We start from the raw sequence: 14,313 nt of genomic DNA on the forward strand, positions 1-14,313 counted from the left end.
GCCGACTCTTGGATCAGAGACCGAAGAAGGCCTTGAGCTCGGTGCTGATGGAGGTCAGACGCTGAGTCAGGGCCGGTCTGAGGGAGGCGCTCGCCGAGGTGGCCGGCAGCCGTAATCCTGCCCTGGCCGCGGCTCGGGTGTCGGCCTCGGTCGCGGCCTCCAACTCGGAGGGTTCGGCGACGACCTCGAGGTAGCACTTGAGCTTCGGCTCCGTGCCCGAAGGCCGGACGATGACGCGGGAGTTCGATTCCGAGAGGAGCAGAATCCCATCGGTGGGAGGAAGCGCTTCGTAGCCGGCAGAGAGGTCGTGGACCTCGACGACACGAGACCCGGCCAGGGACGTCGGCGGGTTCTCCCGCAGCTTCGCCATGGCAGTGGCGATGAGGGAGACATCGTCGAAGCGGAAGCTCAGCGGCGCGGTGGCAAAGTACCCGTCGCGGTTGCGGATCCGGTCGAGCTCGGTCTCGATGTCTGAGCCCGATTCCTTGAGACGCGAGGCCAGGGCCGCGAAGGTCACGGCCGTGGAGATGCCGTCTTTGTCTCTGACTGCTGTGGGGTCGACGCAGTAGCCCAGGGCCTCCTCGTAGCCGAAGACCAGCCCGGGGACACGCGAGATCCACTTGAACCCGGTGAGGGTGCTTATCGCGGCGAACCCATGGCTGCACGCTGCGGCGGCCAAACCGCGGGAGGAGACGATCGAGTTCGCGAATACCGGTGCTGCCGCCGCTTCTGCGGGTACGGCACTCTGGTCGTCGGACAGGTGCGCTTCGATCGTCTCAACCGAATGATGTGTGCCCTGAGCCAAACGAGCCGCGATGTCCTCACCGAGGACAAGTCCCACCTCGTCGCCGGACAGCTGTCGGTACCCGGCCGCTGTCGAGGTGTCCGGGATGGCGGCAGAGAAGCGGTCGGCATCGGGGTCATTGGCGATGATGAGTTCGGCACCGACTTCACGGGCCAGCGCATAGGACTCGTCGAGGGCACCGGCCTCCTCCGGGTTCGGGAACGCCACGGTCGGGAAGTCCGGATCGGGAGCCTGTTGAGAGGCGACCGGGTGGACATTGCCGAACCCGGTGCGGGCCAGAGCCGCCTCGGCGACGGAGGCCCCGACCCCGTGCAGGGAGGTGAGGACAATGTTCAGGTCGGTGCCCGAGGACACGTTGAGCGCATCGATGCGTTCCAGATAGGACTCGACGATCGACTCATCGAGGCGTTCCCACCCGGATTCGGCACGCGGTACGGACGCCACGGACTCGATCGCGGAGATCTGTGCGGCGATGAGCGCATCGGCAGGGCTGACGATCTGCGCACCGGCACCCGACTCAGCGGCAGCAGGGTCGGACTCGATCGCCTGCAGCGGACGCTTGCCGAGGTAGACCTTGTAGCCGTTGTCGTCGGGCGGATTGTGGGACGCGGTGACCATGACGCCGGCATCGGCCTGCAGGTGAGACAGGGCGAAGGCGAGAAGCGGAGTCGGGAGCTGATCGGGCAGCTGGATGGCAGTACCGCCGGCCGCAGTGATGACTGCTGCGGTATCGGTCGCAAAGTCCGCGGACTTGTAGCGGGCGTCGCAGCCGATGACGACGGTGAAGCCCTCACCGACAGTGTTCAGGAGGAAACGGGAGAGCCCTGCAGCGGCACGGATGACGACGGCGCGGTTCATCCGGTTGGGTCCGGCGGCGATCTCTCCGCGCAGCCCGGCAGTGCCGAATGCCAGGGGACCTGCGAAACGATCCTCGAGGTCGGCCAGCGCGGCCTCATCGCCCTCCCTCGCGGCGGCGAGGATGGTGCTGAGGGCCGTGGCCGTCTGAGTGTCGGGGTCATCGGCGATCCACGCCTCGACGATATCGGCGTCGAATCCGGAGGTGAAGCGATCGGCTACGCGAGTCATATCTGTCCTTGTTCAATGTTGTCGAAGTGGGGAAGGCCGGAGGAAGCGGAATGCCGGTGGAAGGGGGCACCGCCTCCGTGAGACATGGTGACCGGTCGGTTCGAGTGCTTGGCACCGACTAGTCGCCCACGGCTCATCGAGTCGTTCAGAGCTTTGCGACGATATCGGCGAGCAGCTGCGAGATGCGCGGGGCGGCGGCGACCCCGGCCTCGATGACCTCGGCGTGGGAGAGCGGAGTCTCCTGGATGCCGGCGGCCAGGTTCGTCACCAGGGAGATGCCCATGAGTTCCAGACCTGCCTGACGTGCGGCGATTGCCTCCAACGAGGTGGACATTCCGACGAGGTCGGCGCCGAGGACTCCGGCCATGCGCACCTCGGCGGGAGTTTCGTAGTGAGGTCCGCGGAACTGGGCGTAGACGCCTTCGTCGAGGCTGGGGTCGATCTCCTTGGCGATGGCGCGCATGCGCGGGGAGTACAGGTCGGTGAGGTCGACGAAGTTCGCACCTTCGATGGGTGAGGTGCCGGTGAGGTTGAGGTGGTCGGAGATGAGGACCGGGGTGCCGGCAGCCCAATTGCGGTTGAGGCCTCCGCAGCCGTTGGTGAGGACGAGGCTCTCGCACCCGGCGGCAGCGGCGGTGCGGACTCCGTGGGCGACGGCGCGCACGCCCTTGCCTTCGTAGTAGTGGGTGCGGGAACCGAGGACGAGTGCGTGCTTGCCGCTGGCTTCGATCCGAATCGTGCGCAGGGTGGCGCCGTGGCCTTCGACAGCGGGTGCGTGGAAGCCGGGGACTTCTGCGGCCGAGATTTCGCTGATCGTCTCGCCGAGGAGCTCCGCTGCTCCGCCCCAACCCGAGCCGAGAACGAGAGCAATGTCATGGGCCTCGATGCCGGCTTTGGAGTTGATGGTCGTGGCCGCGGCGCGGGCGGCGGCGGTAGGATCGCTTAAGTCAGTCATGACGCCAAGATTATCAAGTTATCGACCCGTTCAAGGAGCGCACACAATGCCGATCAGAGACCTGACCGATGGTGACGACCTGCGGTTGAACGAGGTGTTCGCCGACGCCGATACGCCGGCCGCTCATATGGCCAGGTCCCTGTTCCGTCCCTCCTCGGATTCTCCCTTGCTGCGATCTGTCATCGCCGAGGTGGTCCCTGAGGTTCCCGTCGGGGCCGCAGCGATCGCCGAGTCCCCCCTTCACCCCTACCGGGCGTGGGTCAATGTCGAGGTCGCGAGCGAGGAACAGGGCCACGGTCAGGGTCGAGAACTCTTCGAAGCAGCCTGCGCTGAAACCGTCGGCACTGCTCTGGAAGGCCTTGACCTGCGTGCACGAGTGCAAGCCGGCAGCCCGGGAGAAGGCTTCGCCAAGGCCTTGGGCTTCACACCACTGACAACGACACGAGTGATCAAGGTCGCCGCCGGTGCACTGCCGCCCAGCGGTGGTGGACGCGCCGAGGACCTCGAGATCGTGGCCACCGGATCGGTCAAGCTCACGAAGGCCTTCCTCGCCTGGTACACGGCCGTGAATAAGGACGACGCCGTCGGTCCACTGACGATCGGTCAGGTCAACAATGCGTTCCTCTCCGAAGCAGCAGGTGCCCATGGTGCCGCTCTGCTCAACGGTGACGCCGGTGCTGCCGAAGACGCAGGACTCAGCGCCTTCGCCGTCTCCTACGCACGGGAAGCAGATCAGTCAGGCGTCGAGATCACCGATGCAATGCCGGCCCCAGGTGATGATGAGGAGGCACCAACCGAACTCATCATCGGGTCGATGTTCGAAACCCGCGAGGAGGCCGCCGATACCTCAAGTGACCTGTTCAGGGCCGCAATCGCCGACGCCGAGCTTCTCCTTGCCCGACTTTCCGTCGATGCCGATGTCGTTCTCGAGGTCACGAGCGGCATGCCGGTGGTCGCAGCACTCGCCGATCGACTCCTGGAACTGGGACAGGCAACCGAACTCTACCGCTACGAAACTCTCACGGGACCTCCTGCGGACGCTCGCTGAGCCGACGTTGCCCTGAGGGTGCACAATGTCGGGGCCAGGCTTGGCGGGAGAATCTGAGAGAAAGTAGGACACCTGTGTCTTCTGCTGACCGTGGGAGCAGAGAGTCGACCACCCATGGCAATCACACAGAGAACGCAGGTCTGCGCAGGGGACTGACCGCTCGGCACATCCGCTTCATGGCCTTGGGCTCGGCCATCGGCACGGGGTTGTTCATGGGGTCCTCGGAGTCGATCCAAGCCGCAGGTCCGTCCGTGCTGCTGGCCTACATCATCGGCGGTGCCGCCGTCTTCATGGTGATGCGTGCGCTGGGCGAAATGCTGGTCCGTCATCCCGTCTCGGGATCCTTCGGCCAGTTCGCATCGCACTATCTCCATCCATTCGCCGGTTTCCTCGTCGGCTGGACCTTCGTCTTCGAGATGATTCTTGTCGCCGTCTTCGACGCCACCGCCGTCGGCGTGTACATGGGCTTCTGGTTCCCTGGAGTACCGCGCTGGATCTGGGTGCTGGCCGTCGTGCTCTTCATCGCCGCAATCAACATGATCGGCGTCAAGGTCTTCGGTGAGCTGGAGTTCTGGTTCGCGCTCATCAAAATCGTCGCGATCATCGCCCTCATTGCGGCTGGTGTGGCCATCATCATTTTCGGCTTCGGCATCGCCGACCACGATCAGATGGGTCCGCGTGCATTGTTCGACCACGGGGGAGCGTTCCCGCACGGACTTTGGGGGTTCCTGTCATCATTCACGATCGTGATGTTCGCTTTCGGCGGCATCGAGATCATCGGAGTCACCGCCGGCGAGGCGCAGAACCCGAAGAAGGTGCTGCCGGCCGCCATCAACTCGGTGCCGGTGCGCATCCTGCTCTTCTACGTGCTCACCCTCGGGGTGATCATGTGCATCCTGCCCTGGAACCAGATCACCTCGGAGATCAGCCCCTTCGTCGCGATCTTCGACTCCGTCGGTTTCAACGCAGCAGCTGCAATCCTCCAGGTTGTGCTCATCACAGCCGCGCTCTCGGCCATCAATGCCGATATCTTCGGGGCCGGTCGGATGCTCCATGGTCTGGCGGAGCAGGGGCAGGCGCCGCGTTCCTTTGCCCACACCACCCGCAACGGAGTGCCGGTGATGACTGTGATCACGATGATTGCGGCCCTGCTGGTCGGCGTGCTCCTCAACTACCTCTACCCCGACCAGGCCCTGTTCCTGCTCGGCGCATTGGCGACGTTCGCCACGGTGCTGGTGTGGCTGGTCATCCTCGCAGCTCATCTTCGGATGAAGCGGGTGCTGGTGCAGGAGAACCGACTGCGCAGTGAGTTCCCGATGCCGCTGTGGCCTGTGGGGTCCTGGGCGACGGTGGCATTCATCCTCTTCGTCATCGTCATGGTCGGAATCGTGCCCGATTCCCGTCCGGCGCTGTGGGTAGGTCTGCTCTGGGTCGGGGCGCTGTGGCTGTGCTACTTCGCCTTCGTTCGGGGTGAGGGGCGCCGACCCTACCAGCTCATCGACCACACCGAGCCACTGGCCGCGGGCAGGCACAACGAGATTACTGACTGATGTCAGCTCGAAACGCGATCGGTCAGGCAGACCTCACCGTGACATCGGCGGATCCCTCCGCTGAGAAGAGCCTCACGGCCTGCGCCCTGCCTTCGGTGACGTACCACGCGGTCCCGGGATCTCCGTCGAGTGGTGGCAGTCTGAGCAGGCCCAGATTGCTGAGGTCCTGCCGACTGTGGACGCCGATGATCAGCGTCGGCCCCAGTCCTTGTGCCTTGGCCAACGGGGAACCGTAGCCGGGGGTGAACCGCACCGGCATCGTGACCACATGCAGTCCGCCGTCAAGGAGATCGAAGGCGTCCGGGTTGGCTTCCAAATGCGCATCGTCATGGACCGTGAGCAACTGTATGTTGGCCGCTGCTGAGTCTGAGCATGTCTCCTGCACCATGGCCGCGGTCTCGCTCTTCCCGCTCTGCGGTGATCCGCGGACGCTGAGAACCTCTCCGTCACGCGCTGGCTTCCACGCGACGAGTTTCCCGAAGGGGTCGAGTCCGAGCGGAATCCAGGTCCCCGTTGGATCCAGCGGCGCAGTTGCGTGCTCTGGTGCTGCCGTGAGTCCACGCCAACGGGGTTCGACGCTGCCACATCTGTCGTCGCCTACAGCTGCAAGGTCAGGCACCAACTGCACATCGGCACCGTCACCACCTGCTTCGTGCGCGCTGGGGCCGACGAGGACTGCCCTGTATTCCGGCCATGTCCCGACGAATCGCTGTCTGGACAGTCCGACGCTGAGCCCATCACCTCCTGCACTGGGTGGGAAGATCACCTGAGAGGTGAAGGCGGCGCTCGTGTTCGTCGACGTTCGGCACCCGCCCAACAGAAACGTCAGCCCCAACCCGGAGCCATGCTTGAGCAGTCGCTCCGTCTCGGCAGCCATCTGATGGTCCAGAGAGTCGATGAACTCGTTCCAATTGCTGCACACCACGATCGTTGCCGGCACGCGTTCGTCGGCAGAGCCTCGGTGCAGATGGTCGAGGATCGCGTGAAAGCGCCAACCGGTGTCCATCCCACAGGCGATCTCGGCCCAGTCCAAGGACTTCGCGATGCGCCCCAAAGCCACGACCCGGTGAGTCAGGGCGGCACTGGCTGCCATGCGCCTCAGCACTGTTGAGACGACGTCCGCGTCGGTGCCGACGACGATGGTCGAACCATCAACGGCAGGGGAATACGACCAGGCGCTCTGCTTCTGGTGACTGGGAATATCAACGATCCCGGTTACCGTTCCAGTCACTGTCTCGGACCCTGTCCCATTCACCTCTGGATCGCTCTCAGTTGAGCCGGACCCATCGGTCCACGCTGAGAGCAGCACAGGGATATCCTCAGCATCGGGCAGGGGCGGCAGGACGACCGAACGATGCCGTTGAGGCGATGGCTGTGTCTCGGCAGGTGACTTACGATATGCCTGCTCAAGGTTGCCGATATGGATGCCGTTGACGCTGTGCTGGGTGGGAAGGCCTCGGCCGGGTTCCCACGGGCGGAGTCGGGGCCGCTGACGAACACCGGCAGCAGAGGAAGCGGAGGTGGGAACGGCGACCCGAAACTCCACGATCGACGAACCCGTATCGAGGCATGCTGCGCCTGGGGTGTCCGGTGGCAGAAGGGCAGCGTCGTTGACGCCGATGACGTCGAAGGAGTCCGCATCCTCTCGCACGCGCAGGCACATCCGAATGTTGATGTTGGCCTTCATCTGTCCGGTGACGACGCCGAGCGGCCGTTGAGTCGCGAGGATGAGATGCACTCCCAGCGACCGTCCCAGGGCTGTCAGGTGCTCCAGCAGATCTGCCGACTTCGGGTGGGTCGCCATGAGGGCGTGGAACTCATCAATGACGACGACCAACCTCGACGGAGGATCGTCGAGTTCGAGGACATCGGAACACCCGTGGTCGGCCAGGAGCCGCTCGCGGCGGGTGATCTCAGCACGGACGGAGACCAATGCGCGGAAGGCAGCCGCGGAATCGAAGTCGTCGAGGACGCTGTCGGTATGCGGCAGCTCCTCCAACGGGGCGAAAGTCGCACCGCCCTTGAAATCGATGAGAACGAACACCAGCCGCGACGGTGGGTGTTCCAGAGCCATTGCCAGCAGCCAGGTCTGAAGCAGAATCGACTTCCCGCTGCCTGTCGTTCCAGCCACGAGCGCGTGAGGTCCGTCGTTGAAGAGGTCGAGAGCGATGTCCCCATCTCGTCCGCGCCCAATCCGCACGGGACCAGGTGCAGTGTGCGCCCAGCGCTGACGAATGACCTGCGGTGCATCGTCGTAGAGATCGCCGAGGCCATGATTCGGCAGCCGTTCGACGTTGCCGTCCGTCGCCTGCCGGTGCCCGAGAGCGAGGAACCGCCCAGGTGGCATGAGGGAGGCAACGAGGGTTCTGCCCGGCGCTGGACCATCTGCAGCCGAGGAATCGTCGGTGCGTGCCTGTGCCAGGCTGCCCAGTGACAGAGAGATCGATGCGATGGGAGACGGTGCTTGCAGCAGAAGTCTCGCCGACGTGGCCTGTTCGGACAGGACCACGCCGATCCTCGACTCGGTGCCGTCGCCGTGGTCGAAGCCGCTGCCCTGCAGCTCGGGCAGCCGAAGCAGATCGGGACACGGCAGCCAGTCATAGGTGGGCTCGCTCAGCCAGGACAGAGCCATGCGACGCAGCTGTTCGCTATCGCCGGTAACCGTCACCGAGGTGGTGGTGGGGTCGATGCGAAGCGGCACCTCGTCGATGATGACCGTCCCATCGAGATGTTCGGTGCCCTCGCGGAGTTCATCGGCGATCGTGATGGGGCTGCGGGCAGCCCCGAAGCCGAGGCATAGTCCCGAACCGGTCTGCAGGAGGCGCCTGTGGTCGTCGACCACTGTGGACAGCCTGCGCCGAGCCTTCTCGAGCGCCGCCCGCCTGTCGAGGACGCATTGGGCGCAGTCGCGTGCATATCGACGCTTCTCCATGACATAGGCGACATAGCCGGAGATGGGTGCGGACACGCTGAAGAGGAGGAACCACCACATTCCGGTGACGACTGCGAGCACACCTCCGATGGCGATGGGAATGAGGAATGCCCACCACTGGGGAGGCTTCGCTGGGCGTGGGTCATCAACTGACTCAGGTGCCACATGCGTGGGTTCACGCCCAGAGCCGGCGAACATTCGGGTCCGGCTAGTATCCGGGGGAGGTCTGCGGGAATGGGAGATAGTGGGGGAGATGGGCGAGAAGATAGTGGTGCCCAGAGCTGAGAACGTCTGCTCCCTGGCCGGCCCCAACTCGAGTCGTGCCGGTTGGCGGGACAGACACGGGTCGACGATGGTCAGGCTCTCGGGGTGGGAGATGCGGCTGAGCAGGGGAGTCCGGGGATCGATTCCGATCGTAAAGCCCGAATCGGGTCCGGCGAGCACCGAGACCAGGGCAGATCCGGATCCTCGATCGAGGGACGAGGTTCCGAGGACGGTGACCGGGTTCAGCGACTGCCACCGCCCCCAGGCCATGGTCTTCACCAAGTCATCTGGGTTGTCGGATTCTGCGGGCAGTCGGTTGCCCGCGAGCAGGTCAGTCAAGGTCAGGACGGGACCGATGACGGAGCGAAGCACCTCGAGGACGGGCTGCTCAGAGTCTGCTTCGATCACATCGGTGCGAATGTTGGCGTTGGCATCGATGCGATGAATCAGACCGAGCGTGTTCATGGTTTCAGGATCACGTGGTTCAACGGGCGGGCCAAGTGCGCCTCATCTCCCTGTGGACGGCGGTTCTGTGCCCACAGGTTCTTCGCTCACAAGTGGGGGATGTGCCCACAGGAGAATACGGCAGAGTCGCCGGGGTGTCCGCATCAGAGTCGTTGAGCGACCATCACGATATGCGCAGCGAACCGCGAGCATAGGCGGTGGCTTGGAGTTCGATGAGATCGGGAACGAACCGTGACAGCAATGCGGGTGTGTAGTCGGCGCGCAGGCGGATGACGACCGAATGCTGCCCGTCTGCATCGGCGCTGAGCTCCACATTGTGCAGTCCCTGCGGGGTGGGAACGGCATCAATGTAGCGGCTGGCGGCCCGTTTCGCCGCAGAGGGTGAGAACACGAGCCCGGGTTCGCCACCGGGAGCCGGTTCGAATGAGTCGGAGGCCGCCAGCGCTGCAGAGTCCGCCACACTCTGCAGCTCGCGGCGAGTCATATGCAGGTCCGTCAGAGCCGCGATGAGGAAGGCCAAGAGCAAGGCGATGACGACGAAGCCGATGGCCAATGGGGTGATGGACCCGTCGTCGACGCGGGACCGGTGTCTGCGCGGCATCTCAGTCTCCACCCGCTGTGGCCACGACGTCGGTGTGGGAAGCACGAAGAGTGATGTGTGGGGAATGTTTGGTGCCGAAGAGGAGCGGGAACCCGGGCAGCGACACCTTCGTCTCGACCCGCGCGGTGATGAGGGATCCTGCTTGTCCACAGGGTCCGGAACATGAGTAGTCAATAGTGATGGGAACCCCGGTGAGTCCGAAATCGGTGAAATGCATGTCGGCGACCTGGTGGGCTCGGCGTTCGGAGGGGTCGGCATCGCGGGCCGCGATCCGGGAGGCCGAGATCGCGGTCGACGTGGTCGCATAGCTGGCAGCCTGCAGCTGAGAGATGGCGAGCATGAGATAGACGACCGGGATGAGCAGAACGATGGACGCGAACATGAACTCGATGACGGCCGTGCCCGAATCGGCGCGTTCCTCCGATACTGGATCGGCGCGTTCCTCCGACAGCGAGTCGGAACGCTCCTCGGGCACCGCAAGGTCAGGGTCAGTCACGATCGACATCCTCAACGATCGACCGTCCGCTCAGGTCCCACACCTCGGCGGGGCCCCACAGCCCGAGGACAGGCAATGGAGTCCGGACACGAACCTCGACGACATCGTCTTGGCCGTGCCGGGCTGTGGTGACGGTGATCGACTGGGCATAGCGCTCGCCCACGGACACGGTGATGAGTTCGGAGGTGAGACGTTTCCCGTCAGCATTCGACTGATCGGCGAGGCTGGCTTGGCGGGCACCGGCGACGGCCGAATCGATGACAGTGTTGCGGACGTGGATGACCAGACCGATCTGCAGAGTCCCGGCCAAGACGAGGGCCAGGAGTGACCCGATGAGCGCGAACTCGGCGATCGCAGAACCGGAGTCGGCCCCGGCTTCGCGGTCAACATCGTAGTCCTCGGCCTCCGCGTCCGCGTCGACACCACACCTCCGATGGCTCACCCGGCGCCCCGAACCTTGTTCATCGCGTCCTGGAACATCGAGGTGAAGGCCTCTCCGGCCAATGCCCACAGCGCGACGACCAACCCTGCCGTCATCAAAGTGATGAGGACCCAACCCGGAACGTCACCGCGGTCCGGTCTCTCCTCTCGGCGCTCGCCTCGGCGATCCGGGGCATCGGTTGAGAGGCCGATGACGAACACGGTGAATCGGTTCATCAGGTGGTGGAACATGGTGTCTCCTTCTTCCGGGGTGATCGGTGGCAGGTTGATGATCGGGTGGCAGGTCAGGGGCTCAGATCAAGGACCGTGAGCGAGGGAAAGACGGCAAAGATGACGGTCACTGGGAGTACAAATACGACGACCGGCACCAGCATTCCGATCTCCTTCTTTCCCGAGAGTTCGAGCAGACGACGGCGCGACTGTTCGCGCACATCGGCGGCCTGGGCACGGAGGACCTCCGCCAGCGGGGTTCCGCGGGTCATCGACACGGCCAGACCGTCGACGAACTGCACGATCTCGGGAATTGCGATCCGAGTCGCCATCGAATCGAGCGCATCGACGAGCGGTGTTCCGGTTCTCGTCGTTGCCAGGGCCGTGCGCAGCTCATCGATCAGGTCGCCCGAGCAGGTGCGACACACCCGTTCGAGTGCTTCGACGATTCCCTCGCCAGCGGTGATGGACAGAGCGAGGAGTTCGGCAACTGTGGGGAACTCTGCGAGGACACGTGACTCGTGACGGGTGATGGCTTGGCTCAGGCGCCAGTCATTGGCGATGTGTCCGGCGATGCCACCGCTGATGATGAGGACGAGGGTGACCACGGGGGAGAAGCCGCGTTGGGCCGAGAGGAGCCCGGCCGCACATCCGGCGGCGATCATGCCAACCAGAATGCTCAGAATCTGATTGATGCGGAAGCGTTCCAGAGACGCACCGCCGCCGAGGCGGTTGATCCGCAGGTTCAATGTGGCGTCGGTGGTGATCCGGGATGTCACCCACATGGTGGCGCCGAACGTGGCGGACTTGAGCAGTCCCAACAGTCCCTCCGTGCGAGGAGTTGGCGGAGCGTAGATGTCGACCAGTGATTCCTGATCACGCAGGTACGGTGCGATGCGAGATGACAGTGCCGGTCGGCGCAGAGGTGGCAGGGACAGAACGAAGACGCAGAGTGCGAACCCGTTGAACGCCCCGAGGGCAAGGATCGTGAGCGGATCGGTCAGCGCGCTCACAGCACCTCACTGCCCTCGTCCGAACGGTGGAACGACGAGGAGGACAGGGACGATCCTTCAATGACACGAGGTTCTTGCGGGAGCCGGCCGATCCGCTTCATCGCCTGATACGCCAACAGCGAGACGACGAATCCGGAAGCCAGGAGAAGCAGCCCGGTCTGGGAGTTGTAGGCAGCTGCTGTCTCTGGCCGGGTCGACAGGAACGCGAGCACTACCCAGGGAGCTGCCACCGCCAGTCGGGCACCGTTGACGGTCCACTGCTGCCGGGCAGAGAGTTCATTGCGGGTGCGGGCATCGTCGCGGACGAACTGGGCGAGGGCTCGCAGCATCGTGCCGAGGTCACTTCCACCGACCTGTCTGGTCACGCTGAGCGCGACGACGATCCGGTCGGCCACCGGGTCAGCGCTGACCTGGCGGAAGCGTTCGAGGGCGATCGCGAATGAGCCGCTGGCCCGGTATTCCTCAGCAAAGACCTCAAACAGCGGTCGCAGCGGCTCAGGCCCGCGGTGGGCCAGAGAACTCAGAGCCTCCGGCAGTGACAGGCCGGCACGAACGCCGGAGTTGAGGTGGTCGAGGGTTTCTGGCCACAGTTCACGACGCATGACCTGTTTGCTTCGAGCCCGATGTTGGAGCAGGCGGTGCGGCAGCCACGAGGCGAAGACACCGAAGCACAGGGCAATCGCCCACGAACCGGTCAGGACGGTGGCAACGACGCTGATGAGGATGAAGACGGTGATCGAGATGAGGATCAGGTGGCTCAGGTGCATCTGTGGGAACCCGGCCCCGGTGAGCATGTCATCGAGCTCGCGGACCCACCGTCTCTGCACCCGTTTCCTCGATCGTCTCTGCCACAGCGACATCCACAGCAGGAACAGGCCTGAGCCGAAGCAGGCACCGATGAGAAGACTGTATTGGGAATAGCTCATGCCGCTTCCAGAATGGAATGGAGATCCTTGCCGATGGCGGCGAATCGATCGCCGAGGTGGCCGAATCCCTGTCCGCGCACCAGCTGCCCCTGCGGCGAATGGAAGATCGTGTCGAGTTCGACGACGTCACCTTCGACGCCACCAGGGACGGCGCAGATCTCACTGACGAGGCGGGTCCCGTTCGGGTCACGGCGCAGGTGGACGACGACGTCGATGCTCACTGCCACAGTGGGGACGACGAACGAGGAGGAGATGTTCGCCCCAGCCAGAAGCGGCAGGGTGCAGATCTTCGTGATCGCGGCGCGGGCAGAGTTCGCGTGGATTGTGCCCATCCCGGGCAGGCCCGAATTCAAGGCCACCAGCAGGTCGAGACTCTCAGCCTCACGGACCTCCCCGACGATCATTCGGGTCGGTCGCATACGCAGAGCTTCCTTGACCAGTGAGCGCAGCGTGACCTCGCCGGTGCCTTCCAGCGACGGCTGGCGGCACTGCATGGGAACCCAGTCGCGACTGGGCAGGTTGAGCTCGAAGACCTCTTCGCACGAAATGATGCGCTCACGGGCGGGAATGGATCCGGCCAGAGCATTGAGCATGGTGGTCTTGCCGGCCTGAGTTGCCCCGGAGACTAAGATATTCGCACCGCTGGCGACTGCTGCGTCAAGAAATCTGGCGGCCGCCGGGGTCAGAGACCCCTGGGCGACAAGGCCGGCGAGGTTCCGTGGGCGCTGAATGAATTTTCGAATGTTGACCGCAGGGAAGGAACGGGTGATATCGGGCAGGACGACATGGAGCCGGGAGCCGTCGGGAAGCATGGCGTCGACAAAAGGCTGTGACAAGTCGACCCGCCGGCCCGAGGTGCGCAGCATTCTCTCAATGAGATCATCGAGTTCACCTGCAGTGAGTTTCGTCGTCGTCAGCTGGTGGAGTCCGTCGATGGCGATGAAGACTTCGCTGGGGCTGTTGACCCAGATCTCTTCGACCCGGGCATCATCGAAATAGTCTTGCAGTGCGCCGAAGCCCGAGAGCTGATTGTCGATGGAACGAAACGTTGCTTCTTTGTCTTTCAAGGGCGGAAGATCCGCGACCAGGCTGCGCTCGTCGTACTCAGAGATGACCGTGCGAATGACCTCTCGCGAGCGCTGCATATCGGTGCGAGGGTCCACATCGAGGTCTCTGATCCTCTTGTGCACTTCGCTCTTGATGACCTCGGTGGCTTCCACGTTGAACCCCTGGCGTCCAGAATACGAATCACATTTTTAACAGCTGGATTTGTTTTTAACCTATCTGTAGTCGAAAGAAGAATCCAGCGTTTTCTTGAATCTGTGGATAACTCTGTGTGCGAAGACCGAATGCCATAAATGTAGTTTCAGGCGTGGGACTGCGCGCCGGCTCGTCATTGCATCCGCATTGCACATTCCCGTGATCCGGTATAGATTCTCATCACTGTTGCAGTGGCTTTCTGCTCAAGCCTCGCCCACCGTGGGCCGCGTCACCGGCGGGATGACTTGCTCTCCTGCTGGT

The 14,313-nt window shown here is 63.9% G+C and carries 12 protein-coding genes; 2 read left to right on the top strand and 10 right to left on the bottom strand.

The window, feature by feature from the left end:
- Positions 1-13 precede the first annotated feature (13 nt).
- Positions 14-1,891: a phospho-sugar mutase gene (locus tag BAUR9175_RS07715; RefSeq protein WP_096160462.1), complete on the bottom strand. Its 1,878-nt coding sequence runs from the start codon at positions 1,889-1,891 to the stop codon at positions 14-16.
- 145 nt (positions 1,892-2,036) lie between these two features.
- Positions 2,037-2,846: a purine-nucleoside phosphorylase gene (locus BAUR9175_RS07720; RefSeq protein WP_096160463.1), complete on the bottom strand. Its 810-nt coding sequence runs from the start codon at positions 2,844-2,846 to the stop codon at positions 2,037-2,039.
- Between the two features lie 46 nt (positions 2,847-2,892).
- Between BAUR9175_RS07720 and BAUR9175_RS07725 the strand changes: the two genes are divergently transcribed.
- Positions 2,893-3,894, top strand: a complete 1,002-nt coding sequence (locus BAUR9175_RS07725) for a GNAT family N-acetyltransferase (RefSeq protein ID WP_096160464.1) — start codon at positions 2,893-2,895, stop codon at positions 3,892-3,894.
- A 74-nt stretch (positions 3,895-3,968) separates the two neighbouring features.
- Positions 3,969-5,444, top strand: coding sequence for an amino acid permease (locus BAUR9175_RS07730; protein WP_257944292.1), 1,476 nt, complete (start codon positions 3,969-3,971; stop codon positions 5,442-5,444).
- Between the two features lie 22 nt (positions 5,445-5,466).
- Here the strand turns inward: BAUR9175_RS07730 and BAUR9175_RS07735 are convergent, their stop codons facing one another.
- The 8 genes from BAUR9175_RS07735 to BAUR9175_RS07770 form a co-directional block, all read right to left on the bottom strand.
- A complete protein-coding gene (locus tag BAUR9175_RS07735) occupies positions 5,467-9,105 on the bottom strand; it encodes an FtsK/SpoIIIE domain-containing protein (RefSeq protein ID WP_101583408.1) in 3,639 nt (1,212 codons plus the stop codon).
- 163 nt (positions 9,106-9,268) lie between these two features.
- Positions 9,269-9,706 carry a pilus assembly protein TadG-related protein gene (locus tag BAUR9175_RS07740; RefSeq protein ID WP_101583409.1) on the bottom strand — a complete coding sequence of 146 codons (438 nt, stop codon included), beginning with the start codon at positions 9,704-9,706 and terminating at the stop codon, positions 9,269-9,271.
- A 1-nt stretch (position 9,707) separates the two neighbouring features.
- Positions 9,708-10,202: a hypothetical protein gene (locus tag BAUR9175_RS07745; protein WP_241212335.1), complete on the bottom strand. Its 495-nt coding sequence runs from the start codon at positions 10,200-10,202 to the stop codon at positions 9,708-9,710.
- Entirely contained in the window at positions 10,195-10,644 is a 450-nt protein-coding gene (locus BAUR9175_RS07750) for a TadE/TadG family type IV pilus assembly protein (RefSeq protein WP_101583411.1), read from the bottom strand. Before BAUR9175_RS07750 ends, BAUR9175_RS07745 begins: the two co-directional genes overlap by 8 nt.
- The gene (locus BAUR9175_RS07755; RefSeq protein ID WP_096157352.1) at positions 10,641-10,874 is read right to left on the bottom strand and encodes a hypothetical protein; all 234 of its coding nucleotides are present in this window, start codon (positions 10,872-10,874) and stop codon (positions 10,641-10,643) included. The genes BAUR9175_RS07750 and BAUR9175_RS07755 overlap by 4 nt, the downstream gene beginning before the upstream one ends.
- 53 nt (positions 10,875-10,927) lie before the next feature.
- Positions 10,928-11,866, bottom strand: coding sequence for a type II secretion system F family protein (locus BAUR9175_RS07760; RefSeq protein WP_101583413.1), 939 nt, complete (start codon positions 11,864-11,866; stop codon positions 10,928-10,930).
- Positions 11,863-12,792, bottom strand: coding sequence for a type II secretion system F family protein (locus BAUR9175_RS07765; protein ID WP_069600650.1), 930 nt, complete (start codon positions 12,790-12,792; stop codon positions 11,863-11,865). The genes BAUR9175_RS07760 and BAUR9175_RS07765 overlap by 4 nt, the downstream gene beginning before the upstream one ends.
- Positions 12,789-14,012 carry a TadA family conjugal transfer-associated ATPase gene (locus tag BAUR9175_RS07770; RefSeq protein WP_096157350.1) on the bottom strand — a complete coding sequence of 408 codons (1,224 nt, stop codon included), beginning with the start codon at positions 14,010-14,012 and terminating at the stop codon, positions 12,789-12,791. Before BAUR9175_RS07770 ends, BAUR9175_RS07765 begins: the two co-directional genes overlap by 4 nt.
- Positions 14,013-14,313: the final 301 nt, after the last annotated feature.

The organism is Brevibacterium aurantiacum (assembly GCF_900169065.1).
GTDB lineage: Bacteria > Actinomycetota > Actinomycetes > Actinomycetales > Brevibacteriaceae > Brevibacterium > Brevibacterium aurantiacum.

Coding starts and splice junctions, on each gene's coding strand:
- BAUR9175_RS07765 (WP_069600650.1), bottom strand. CDS start 12,792: ATGAGCTATTCCCAATACAGTCTTCTCATCGGTGCCTGCTTCGGCTCA.
- BAUR9175_RS07715 (WP_096160462.1), bottom strand. CDS start 1,891: ATGACTCGCGTAGCCGATCGCTTCACCTCCGGATTCGACGCCGATATC.
- BAUR9175_RS07740 (WP_101583409.1), bottom strand. CDS start 9,706: ATGCCGCGCAGACACCGGTCCCGCGTCGACGACGGGTCCATCACCCCA.
- BAUR9175_RS07755 (WP_096157352.1), bottom strand. CDS start 10,874: ATGTTCCACCACCTGATGAACCGATTCACCGTGTTCGTCATCGGCCTC.
- BAUR9175_RS07735 (WP_101583408.1), bottom strand. CDS start 9,105: ATGAACACGCTCGGTCTGATTCATCGCATCGATGCCAACGCCAACATT.
- BAUR9175_RS07720 (WP_096160463.1), bottom strand. CDS start 2,846: ATGACTGACTTAAGCGATCCTACCGCCGCCGCCCGCGCCGCGGCCACG.
- BAUR9175_RS07725 (WP_096160464.1), top strand. CDS start 2,893: ATGCCGATCAGAGACCTGACCGATGGTGACGACCTGCGGTTGAACGAG.